The following is an 11,321-nucleotide window of genomic DNA, read 5'->3' on the forward strand; positions in this document are numbered from 1 at the left end:
AACGTCACTTCTGATGTTCAGCTTCGGCTAATCGCGACAAATTTTCTTTTGCCAACCACATTTCCACTTCTGTAAGACTTAGTTGTACTTCCTCTCTGAGTGAAAAATCAGCTAGCGGCTGCTGTTCAAGCGCTGCACACATCCTGCTGGCAGAACGCATCCCCATGCTGGCGCAGCTGCTTTTTAGCTGATGTGCCAGACGTTTTATCTTCTCGTACTCACATGCTGCGCGCGCTGCGTCAATCTCATCTAATACAGGAAGGGTGTGTTGCTTAAAGAGCGCTAACCATTCGTGCACCTTTTGCCATCCCATTAGCTGGATATCCCCGGCTAATTGCTGGGTATCTAACCGTTGGTTGTTATTTTCTAATGCAACCGGGAGAGGGGCGTTACCGTGGAGATAATGGGTAATGAGCCGACTAAGTTCATCCCGGGGAACCGGTTTTTGAATAACGCCGAGAAACAGGGTGCTGGTTCTTTGGCTTAGCGTTTCGTCGATGACGTGTGCGCTAAAGCCTATTAGCTTTAACGTCGGAAACTCGTGGGTTAACTGTTGCGCCAGCGTGATGCCGTCGATATCCGGAAGATCAAAATCAACCAGCGCGGCATTATACTGGGCGTCTTGCTGCAGTATGGTGAGCGCCGCAGCCGCACTGTCGGCAGCGGTGACCTGGGCGCCATTGAGGGTGAGCATTTCTGTACTGATGCGCTGCGTGAGGGGGTTATCCTCGATTAGCAGTAAGCGTAAACCCTGTAACGATATGGCACGTGGAACGGATTTAGCTACCGGCATCGCGCCAGCCCGTAATGGCAGACGCAGATGAAAGCAGCTTCCGACTCCCGGCGTACTGGTGACACTCAGTTCTCCCTGCATCGCCTGCGCAAGGCTGGCACTGATAGTGAGTCCAAGCCCGGTCCCCCCACGTTTACCGCTAACCTGAACAAACGGCTGAAAAATATCGCGCTGATGGACAGGGTCAATCCCGCATCCCGTGTCCTCAACCTCAATATACCAGTCCTGATCTTTACATCGGCTACGCAGGGTGATGTGTCCGCGATCGGTAAAGCGCAGCGCGTTGTTTAATAGGTTAGTTATGATTTGCCGAATGCGGCGCGGATCGCCGCGTAGGGAGTCGGGGACATCGTCGGCAAAATCCGTAACCAGCACGACCGGGCGACCCACAACGCGACCATGCATGAGCTGAAGCGTACTTTCCAGCAAGGGTCTGGGCTCAAAAGGTTCATCGCCGATCGCCACATTTTTTCCGCCCGCTTCGATGGCGGAATAGTCCAGGATATCGTTGAGGATGGTCAGCAGAGACTCGCCAGAGTCGGTGATTGCGCGCAGATTCTCCTGATGCTGCGCCAGAGCGGGATTGTCTGAGAGCAACTGCGCAGTGCCGAGGATCCCATACAGCGGGGTGCGTATTTCATGGCTCATGGCGGCCAGAAACGCCGATTTTGCCTGATTGGCTTTTTCGGCTTCTGCCCGCGCCTGCCGGTGTTCAGACACCATAGAACGCAGCTCGGCGGTGCGAGCTTTTACCTGAGCGGCCAGATGTTCGCGATGGCTATTAAGGGCGTGAACGCTGCCGCGAAAGGCGTCCATTAACCGCCCGATGGTATCCAGTTCGCGAACGCCCGCGGTTTCCGGAAATGGGGAGTCAATATCACCTTCAAGCAGACGCTGTAACGCCTGGGTTTGCTGCGCCAACGGGCGCGTGACCGAGCGGTAAACTACGCGCCAAAGAATGAGAATTAACAAGCACAATGACACCGCACCTAACAGCAGCAGCAGCGTTTGCCCGCGCTGGCTGGCCTGTTTGAGATGCGCCAGCCCGGTCTGATTGCGTTGGCCAATGATTTCTACCAACTGACTGACTTCGCTACTGAAACGGGTAAATTGCTCGATATTGTTCTGCGATAAGATCTGTAAGCGGGTGGTGATGTCATTATCCTGACGATACAGGGCCAGCAGATCGACATAACGGCTTATCGAATTTACAGCGCCGGCAACCTGGGTGCGTACCACCGGATCTTCAATGCGTATTTGTCGGCGGTGAAGCACTCTGACGGCGGCATTAAGCTGGGTTTCCAGCGCTGCAAGGTTATTCTGCGCCTGGTTATTCCCCAGATTCATCACCATTTGCTGCACGCGTAGCGCGCTCAGGCGCAGTTCATTCATCTGGTTATAATATTCCAGATCGATATCGATAAGCCTGTCGAGAGCGTGTTCCGCCGCCTGCCCCTGATGGCTCTCAATCAAATCATAAATGCTTGCCTGCGTAGCGCCCGCCGAGGTGGCGGCATTACTGGCCTGACCACGCGCCATTTCGGCAACGTCGGCGGTAGCCTCAACAATATGTTGGCTGAGCTGTTGCTGCCGATCGCGCAGTTTCAGACGTTCGCCAACCAACTCCCCCTGATGGCTTAACGACTGGGCGATCTCTTTTTCCTGTTGTTCAATGGCCGACGTATCAAAGCCCTGCTCGCGCAGGGTTTTCAGTAAAGCGGTTATTTTCAGGCTTTGGGCGGTTAACATACGCCCCTGAGCCAGCCACATATTTTCATTATCTGCGGTGGTCAGATTCTGCGCGGAAAACAGTTCCCAGGCGCTGGCTTCGCTGAGCTGGCGCGCCATGTCCATGGTCGGGATCAGCGCCTGGGTATTGGCCTGCTCAACCTGGCTGACAAAACGCAGGTTATACCAGCCAACTAGCGTACTAATGAGGGTCAGTGCCGCCATCAGCCCGAAGCCTATCCACAGTCGTTTGGTCAGAGATAAATTCACTGTCGGGTCGCCACAGATTAAAAAGGTTGAGTCCAAAAGAGGAAAGCAACTAGGATAAAGCCTTATCAATGTTGAGGCTATCATGCGCGTATTGGTTTTCCTGCTTATCACACTTTTTCCCGGCTTAGGTCACGCGACCGGGTCCGCACTGCTACGCTGGCAGGATACCCAGCAGGCAGTGCCGGAGCCGCTAACGGACGTTACTGCAAACAAAGTCTGGAAACTGTGCGCGCTGTATCCCAGCCTGAAGGATTCCTACTGGCTTTCCGTGAATTACGGCATGCTGGAGGCGGCGAAAAAATACGGCGTAAGCCTGAAGGTGCTCGAGGCGGGAGGGTATCGCCAGTTCGACACGCAAAAATCACAAATCGCTCAATGCCAGCAATGGGGCGCGGATGCCATTTTGTTGGGCAGCAGCACGACGACTTTTCCGGATTTGCAGGCACAGGTTGGCACGCTACCGGTTATCGAGGTGGTGAATGCTATCCATGACGCAACGGTAAAAGCCCGGGTTGGGGTTCCGTGGTTCCAGATGGGTTATCAGCCAGGCCGCTATTTGGTTAAGTGGAGCGCGGGCAAACCGCTAAAGGTCTTATTATTGCCAGGACCTGATGACGCCGGGGGCAGTCGTGAGATGGTGGCCGGATTCCGTCAGGCGATTGCCGGCAGTCAGGTGCGCATCGTGGATGTGGCGTTGGGCGATAATGATATTGAAATACAGCGTAATCTGTTGCAGGAGATGCTTGAGCGTCACCCGGATGCCGACGTGGTGGCCGGTACGGCAATTGCTGCGGAAGCGGCAATGGGGGAGAAGCGCAATCAGGGCGCGCCGTTAACTGTCGTCTCTTTTTATCTGTCGCATCAGGTGTATCGCGGGCTTAAACGCGAAAGAATCATTATGGCTGCCAGCGATCAAATGGTCTGGCAAGGTGAACTGGCGATTCAGCAGGCTATCAGAGTATTACAAGGACAACCGGTGCCGGAAAATATCAGTCCCCCGATCCTGGTGCTCACCCCGAAAAATGCCGACAGCCAGCATGTAAAGTGCTCGTTGTCACCCGGCGGATTCCGTCCTGTTTATCTGTATCAGTACACGTCGGCCGCTAAAAAATAGCCTTCCCCGTGCTGCGTCACCAGTAAATCAGCCCGCAGCTTGTGGCGTAAACGGCGGATCAGTACGTCCACGGTGCGTAAGTCCGGATTGTCTACCCGTCGTGCCGAAAGCATGCGCAGTAAACGTTCGCGACTGAGAATTTCCCCCGGATTGGTGACAAACGCGACCAGCATTTCATACTCGGCGCGGGTGAGTTTGATTGCCTCGTCGCCCAGTTCCAGAGTATGACGGGAGACGTTCAGACAATACCCGGCAAACTGATAGCAGTTGTCTTTGGCCTCCGGTCGCGCCTCGCGGGCAAGGTCGATACGCCAGAGTAAATTTTTCACTCTCACCACCAGTTCACGTAGCTCCAGCGGCTTGGTGACATAATCATCAGCCCCCATTTCCAGGCCAACGATACGGTCAATTTGGTCACTACGACCCGTTACCAGGATGATCCCCACCGTTGAGCGTTCACGCAGGGCGCGGGTCAGCATTAAGCCATTTTCATCCGGGAGATTGATATCTAACAGAATAAGATCGACAGAGTGTTGTGACATGATTTCACGCAGGCCGGCTCCGCTGGCTGTGACCGAGACGTGATAACCTTCCTGTTCAAAATAAGCCTGTAATCGTGCCTGGGTAACGGGTTCATCCTCAACAATGACAATGTGATGCGACATCCTGGTTGTTGTCTCTTTCTGTTCATATCTGTTCACATTGTGCCGTAAGCCATTCATCCTGACCAGTGTTGCCGTTCACATTTGCGAAATAAGATCCTCTGTAACTAAACCATATATTTACAGGGGCTATTATGCGGAAACTATGGAGGGCGCTGCTCAGACCGAGCGCACGTTGGTCAGTGTTGGCGCTGGTCGTCATCGGGATGGTGGTCGGTATCGCGCTGATCGTCTTACCGCACGTTGGCATTAAATTAACCAGTTCAACCGAATTTTGCGTGAGCTGCCACAGCATGCAGCCGGTTTATGAAGAATATAAACAGTCTGCGCATTTTCAGAATGCCTCCGGGGTGCGCGCAGAGTGTCATGATTGCCACATTCCATCCGATATCCCTGGCATGGTGAAACGTAAGTTGGAGGCCAGCAACGATATTTACCAGACCTTTGTTGCCCACTCTATTGATACTCCTGAGAAATTCGAAGCCAAACGTGCCGAGCTGGCGGAGCGCGAATGGGCGCGAATGAAAGAGAACAACTCCGCGACCTGTCGTTCCTGTCATAACTATGATGCGATGGATCACGCGAAACAGCACCCTGAAGCTGCGCGTCAGATGAAGATTGCGGCCAAGGACAATCAATCCTGTATTGACTGCCATAAAGGTATTGCGCATCAGCTTCCCGATATGAGCAGCGGTTTCCGCAAGCAGTTTGACCAGTTACGCGCCAACGCAAACGACGATGGCGATACGCTCTATTCCCTGGACATCAAACCTATTTATGCCGCCAAAGGGGATAAAGAACCTGCGGGCTCACTGCTGCCTGCTTCTGAAGTAAAAGTGTTAAAGCGTGACGGCGACTGGCTGCAAATTGAAATTGTGGGCTGGACCGAGAGTAACGGGCGTCAGCGCGTGCTGGCGCAATTGCCAGGTAAACGCATTTTTGTGGCCTCCATTCGTGGCGACATCCAGCAGCACGTGAAAACCCTGGAGCAAACGACCGTCGCGGAAACGAACACGCAGTGGAGCAAGCTGCAGGCCACCGCCTGGATGCAGAAGGGCGATATGGTTAACGACATTAAGCCAATCTGGGCTTATGCCGACTCGCTCTATAACGGAACCTGTAACCAGTGCCACGGCGCACCGGAGAAAGAACACTTTGACGCCAACGGCTGGATTGGCACGTTGAACGGCATGATTGGATTTACCAGTCTGGATAAACGTGAAGAACGTACCTTACTGAAATATTTGCAGATGAATGCCTCTGACACCACGGACAAGCCGCATGGCGATAAGGGAGAAAGCAATGAAAAATAACGATCTCTTTCAGGCATCTCGCCGTCGTTTTCTACTGCAGTTGGGCGGCTTGACCGTCGCTGGTATGTTAGGACCTTCGCTGCTCACACCGCGCAGCGCCAACGCCGCAGAGGTGCAGGGAACTGGCGTCAAAGAGGGGATCCTGACCGGATCTCACTGGGGGGCAATCCGCGCCACCGTGGTTGATGGGCGTTTTATTGAAGCCAAACCGTTTGAGCGTGATAAGTACCCGTCAAAAATGATCGCCGGACTGCCGGATCACGTGCATGGTGGGGCGCGTATTCGCTATCCAATGGTCCGCGTCGACTGGTTGCGTAAACGCCATCAGAGCGATACCACGCAGCGTGGAGATAACCGCTTTGTGCGCGTTTCGTGGGATGAAGCGCTGGACTTCTTCTATCAGGAGCTGGAGCGAATTCAGAAGACCTATGGCCCGAGCGCGCTGCTGACGGCCAGCGGTTGGCAATCAACCGGCATGTTCCATAACGCCTCGGGGATGCTGGCGCGCGCCATTGCGCTGCACGGCAACAGCGTAAGTACCGGGGGCGACTATTCCACTGGTGCAGCCCAGGTGATTCTGCCGCGCGTGGTCGGGTCAATGGAGGTATATGAACAGCAGACCTCCTGGCCGCTGGTGCTGAAAAACAGCAAAACGATTGTGCTGTGGGGTTCCGACCTGATTAAAAACCAGCAGGCGAACTGGTGGTGCCCGGATCATGATGTTTATGAATACTACGAACAACTGAAAGAAAAAGTGGCGCGCGGCGAGATCTCGGTTATCAGCGTTGATCCGGTCATCACCTCGACGCACGACTACCTGGGCCGCGACAAGGTTAAACACGTCGCCGTGAATCCGCAGGCCGATGTGCCGCTACAGCTGGCGCTGGCGCACACGCTTTATACCGAGAAGCTCTACGATAAGCATTTTCTCGATAACTACTGCGTAGGGTTTGAGCAGTTTCTGCCTTATCTGCTGGGGGAAAGTGACGGACAGCCTAAAGATGCCCAGTGGGCGGAAAAAATATGCGGGATTGATGCCGATACGATTCGTGAACTGGCGCGGCAAATGGCGGGCGGAAGAACGCAGATTATTGCCGGCTGGTGCGTCCAGCGTATGCAGCACGGGGAACAGTGGGCGTGGATGATCGTGGTGCTGGCCTCAATGCTTGGACAAATCGGCTTACCCGGCGGTGGCTTCGGCTTTGGCTGGCACTACAACGGCGCGGGCACGCCAAGCCGCAAAGGGATTATCCTGAGCGGTTTTTCTGGCTCCACCACCGTACCTCCTGTGCATGACAGCACTGATTATAAGGGGTACAGCAGCACCATCCCGATCGCGCGTTTTATCGATGCGATTCTTGAGCCGGGTAAACAAATTAACTGGAACGGCAAAACCGTCAAGTTGCCGCCGTTGAAGATGTGCGTTTTTGCCGGGACCAACCCTTTCCATCGTCACCAGCAGATCAATCGTATTATTGAGGGCTGGCGTAAGCTGGAAACCGTTATCGCCATCGATAATCAGTGGACCTCGACCTGTCGATTCGCTGACATCGTATTGCCCGCGACGACCCAGTTTGAGCGTAACGATCTTGATCAGTATGGCAACCACTCCAACCGCGGCATTATCGCCATGAAACAGTTGGTGCAGCCGCAATTTGAAGCACGTAATGATTTCGATATTTTCCGCGATCTCTGCCGCCGCTTTAATCGTGAAGAAGCCTTTACCGAAGGGCTGGATGAGATGGGTTGGCTGAAACGGATCTGGCAGGAAGGAAGCCAGCAGGGGAAAGGGCGCGGCGTTCATCTCCCCGCTTTTGACGTTTTCTGGAATCAGCAAGAGTACGTTGAGTTCGAACATCCGCAGATGTTTGTACGTCATCAGGCATTCCGCGATGACCCCGATCTTGAGCCGCTGGGCACGCCGAGCGGATTGATCGAAATTTTCTCGAAAACCATTGCCGGTATGCAGTATGACGACTGCCAGGGGCATCCGATGTGGTTTGAGAAAATCGAACGCTCACATGGTGGACCCGGGTCGCAGCGTTGGCCACTGCATCTGCAATCTGTTCACCCTGATTTCCGTCTGCACTCGCAGCTTTGTGAATCTGAAGCGCTGCGTAAGCATTATGCGGTAAGTGGTAAAGAGCCAGTGTTTATCAACCCGCAGGATGCCAGCGTCAGGGGGATTCGCAACGGTGATATTGTCCGTGTGTTTAACGCACGTGGACAAGTACTGGCCGGGGCGGTTGTCTCCGATCTCTACTCGCCAGGCGTGGCGCGTATTCATGAAGGTGCCTGGTACGACCCTGATAACGGCGGAGAAACTGGGGCGCTGTGTAAATACGGCAATCCGAACGTATTAACAATCGATATCGGCACGTCTCAACTGGCACAGGCGACCAGCGCTCATACCACGCTGGTGGAAATTGAGAAATATACCGGCAAGGTGGATAACGTGACGGCGTTCAGCGGCCCGATAAAAATGGTGGCGCAGTGCGAATATGTTCCGGCGGAGAAGGTATCGTCATGATAAAACACTCTTCCCTGACAACAGAACAGATGGCCTGCGTTTACGCCTGGCTGGCGCAGTTGTTTTCCCGGGAACGTGACGATGACAGCCTGGCACTTTTGCAGTCCAGCGAAATGGCTGAGTGGTTCGCGGTGCTAAAAGGTGAACCGTCGCTTGAAGCGGAAGTCCTTCAGCTGGAGGAGAAAATTGCTGCGCTTCAGGTGCGTGAGGACGCTACCCTCGAACTGGCGGCTGATTTTTGTAGCCTGTTTCTGATGACGGAAAAACACGCGGCGTTACCCTATGCGTCGGCCCATCTTGAAGGAGGGCCGAATTACGGGGTCATTAAACGATTGTTAGCCGATGCTGGCATGCAGGTAAGCGAAACGTTTAGCGAGTCAGCCGATCATCTGGCAATTTTTATCGAACTGCTGAGTCATCTGCATTTTTCTCTGGGAGAGTCCGGGCTTAGCCGCCAGCGTATTGATGCGCTGCGCAGAGAAACGCTGGCGGGGCTGTTACGCTGGTTACCGGAATTTACCGCCAAATGCCGCCGCTATGATGACTTTGGTTTCTACGGTGCGCTGAGTCAGCTGTTGCTGGCACTGGTCAGGCTGGATATTCAGAACTGAGTGATGGCCTAAGCCACAGAACACCGGGAATACATTCGCTCTAATGCTTGCCATTTTAACGAAAATGAAAGGGCGTAATGAGTAACTGAGAGTGGGACATCCGGAGGCAATGAATCTGTTGCCTCCGGAATATTGCTACATTTATCGCTGAGGTGAATGGAACCCTGAGCAAGAATCACATGTTCTCAAGAATGCTTAACCTATAAACGTTAGTGAAAATTCGCCCCCATTTTGACCCTATCACCGCACAACCAGCACGGGACATTTTGCATGGCGTACTACGGCAGCCGCCGTTGAACCCAGCAGATAAGTGCTAAAACCAGGCTTATGTGAGGCAATAACAATAAGCTCAGCGTCTACCGCTTCCGCCAGTTTGAGGATCTGATCCTTCGGCGGGCCGTAAACGACGTGAGTCTGACTCCTGCCTGCAGGAATATTGAACTGCTTAATAATCTCTTCGAGTTTTTCGCTGGCCTTGGCCTGCAGACCGCTTCTGTCCGGGAATTCTGTTGAGTAAGCCAGCCCCAGCGAGGCATAGAACGGAACGGTAGGAATAACGGCTAAAAAGTGGACCTTAGCGGTTTTGGCATGCGCCAGGACCTGTGGAACAACATGGCGGGTTAAATCGGTTTCAGAGATATCAATGGGCACCAGAATTGAGCGATACATATTCACTACCTCCTGTTTGTTTACCTCTACCCAGAGTGTAGCGAAAATCGAATCTGTATAATAAGTGACCAGATCAAGGTTGCATGCATAAATGCGCGTCAATGATAGGTGTGTGTCACAAGTCTTGTCGTGAATGTATATCTGAGCACAACCACAAGAGGGGTATCTTCATTAATACGTGTTATCACGTAATAGAAAAGGGTTCGTTTTTATGTTTTTTCATTATATATTTTATTATATAGCGACTATTGCCAAGGGCATAATTTTAATGCCATTCAGCACTCATCAAACTTTTATTCTGACGTTTCCATAATTAATGGTTAATTAAACCTTGGATTTGGTTTAATTATCTGAATTTAAAAAGGTATTTTATATTTAATTCCGTTCGTATTAATTATGCGAGCGCCTTCAAACTTACCCACATGCTGATTCTCATTTCCCTCTGCGTTTGATGAATATCAATAAGTAGCCGCGTTAGGGTAATTATTGTCTACCCATTAAAGGGTATTCATCTTGTGGGAATAAAAGATGAGAAAAATAAATAAAACCATCCTCGGGACGATGCTGCTGTGCATTGTTCTTGGTGCTGTTATCGTTTTGGCAGGGCAATGGACGTTGCACAAAACCTCAAGCACGGAATTCTGTTTATCGTGTCATACGATGCAGGCACCGTATGAGGAATATACCGGTTCGGTTCACTTTCAGAATCAGAAAGGTATTCGTGCAGAGTGTGCTGATTGTCATATCCCCCAGGGCGGCCTGGATTATCTGGTGGCTAAACTGCGGGCCTCAAAAGATGTTTATCATCAGTTCATAACCAAAAAAATCGATACCCCAGAAAAATTTGAAGAACACCGTCTGGAGATGGCGCAAACCGTTTGGGCACAGCTAAAAGCGAGCGATTCTGCGACCTGCCGTAGCTGTCACAGCATGGACGCGATGGATCTTGCCGCACAAAGCGCAGAGGCCCAGAAAATGCACAAAATGGGCATCGAGGAAAAGCAAACCTGTATTGATTGCCACAAAGGCGTCGCCCATTTCCCACCTGAAATAAAAATGGATGACAGCGCGCTCAAAGGGCTTGAAGCGCAGTCAGCCTCCACCCCTGCTTCGGCAACAGAGCTTTATGCCGTAAGCAACACCGCGCTGGGCGATTTGGGAACCGTTTACCCGGCAACAAAAATGCAGGTTCTGAAAACAACGGACAATACGCGACAGGTCGAGATTCGCGGTAGCCAGATGCAGGGAAATGAACAGGTCATTTACTACGCGGCAGGACAGCGTTTGATTCTTGCCAGCCTGAGTGAAAAAGGTCAGCAATCGCTGAAGATCCTCTCCGACTGGAAAAAAGATGATTACGGCAATGTGTGGCGAGATGTCGTGCTGCAGGGTGAATGGAGCGGTTCCGCTCTCGCCAGCCGTGAACCGATGTGGGATTACGCACGCAAACTCGACAATGTGTACTGCGCGGGCTGCCATGCGCCAATTCCGGCGAATCATTTCACGCTCAACGCCTGGCCTTCAGTAGCAAAAGGGATGGGCGCTCGCACCAATATCAGTGAAAACGAACTGGATATCCTGAGCCGTTACTTCCAGTACAACGCTAAAGACATGAACAAATAAGCGATAAA

The 11,321-nt window shown here is 52.5% G+C and carries 8 protein-coding genes; 5 read left to right on the forward strand and 3 right to left on the reverse strand.

Annotated features, from left to right (window positions below; genetic code table 11):
* Positions 1–4: 4 nt before the first annotated feature.
* The gene (gene torS / locus OGV52_RS04050) at positions 5–2,791 is read right to left on the reverse strand and encodes a TMAO reductase system sensor histidine kinase/response regulator TorS (RefSeq protein ID WP_287108116.1); all 2,787 of its coding nucleotides are present in this window, start codon (positions 2,789–2,791) and stop codon (positions 5–7) included.
* A gap of 82 nt (positions 2,792–2,873) precedes the next feature.
* Between torS and torT the strand changes: the two genes are divergently transcribed.
* A complete protein-coding gene (torT, locus tag OGV52_RS04055; protein WP_047501845.1) occupies positions 2,874–3,905 on the forward strand; it encodes a TMAO reductase system periplasmic protein TorT in 1,032 nt (343 codons plus the stop codon).
* Here torT and torR read toward each other — a convergent pair.
* Complete coding sequence (torR, locus tag OGV52_RS04060; RefSeq protein ID WP_016152137.1) at positions 3,878–4,570, reverse strand: two-component system response regulator TorR; 693 nt, start codon at positions 4,568–4,570, stop codon at positions 3,878–3,880. The genes torT and torR overlap by 28 nt on opposite strands.
* A 131-nt stretch (positions 4,571–4,701) precedes the next feature.
* Between torR and torC the strand changes: the two genes are divergently transcribed.
* The 3 genes from torC to torD are packed head-to-tail and all read left to right on the forward strand — an operon-like array spanning position 4,702 to position 9,021.
* On the forward strand, positions 4,702–5,880 hold the full coding sequence (gene torC / locus OGV52_RS04065; RefSeq protein WP_016152138.1) for a pentaheme c-type cytochrome TorC: 1,179 nt from the start codon (positions 4,702–4,704) through the stop codon (positions 5,878–5,880).
* Complete coding sequence (gene torA, locus OGV52_RS04070; protein ID WP_200079455.1) at positions 5,870–8,410, forward strand: trimethylamine-N-oxide reductase TorA; 2,541 nt, start codon at positions 5,870–5,872, stop codon at positions 8,408–8,410. The genes torC and torA overlap by 11 nt, the downstream gene beginning before the upstream one ends.
* Positions 8,407–9,021 (forward strand): molecular chaperone TorD, encoded by a 615-nt coding sequence (gene torD, locus OGV52_RS04075; RefSeq protein ID WP_019076213.1) that lies wholly within the window; start codon positions 8,407–8,409, stop codon positions 9,019–9,021. Before torA ends, torD begins: the two co-directional genes overlap by 4 nt.
* 240 nt (positions 9,022–9,261) lie before the next feature.
* Here the strand turns inward: torD and uspF are convergent, their stop codons facing one another.
* Positions 9,262–9,690, reverse strand: coding sequence for a universal stress protein UspF (uspF, locus tag OGV52_RS04080; protein ID WP_016152141.1), 429 nt, complete (start codon positions 9,688–9,690; stop codon positions 9,262–9,264).
* Between the two features lie 528 nt (positions 9,691–10,218).
* Between uspF and OGV52_RS04085 the strand changes: the two genes are divergently transcribed.
* Positions 10,219–11,313, forward strand: coding sequence for a NapC/NirT family cytochrome c (locus tag OGV52_RS04085; protein ID WP_016155916.1), 1,095 nt, complete (start codon positions 10,219–10,221; stop codon positions 11,311–11,313).
* Positions 11,314–11,321 lie beyond the last annotated feature (8 nt).

Source organism: Citrobacter sp. Cb041, from assembly GCF_030336655.1.
GTDB classification, from domain to species: domain Bacteria; phylum Pseudomonadota; class Gammaproteobacteria; order Enterobacterales; family Enterobacteriaceae; genus Citrobacter; species Citrobacter braakii.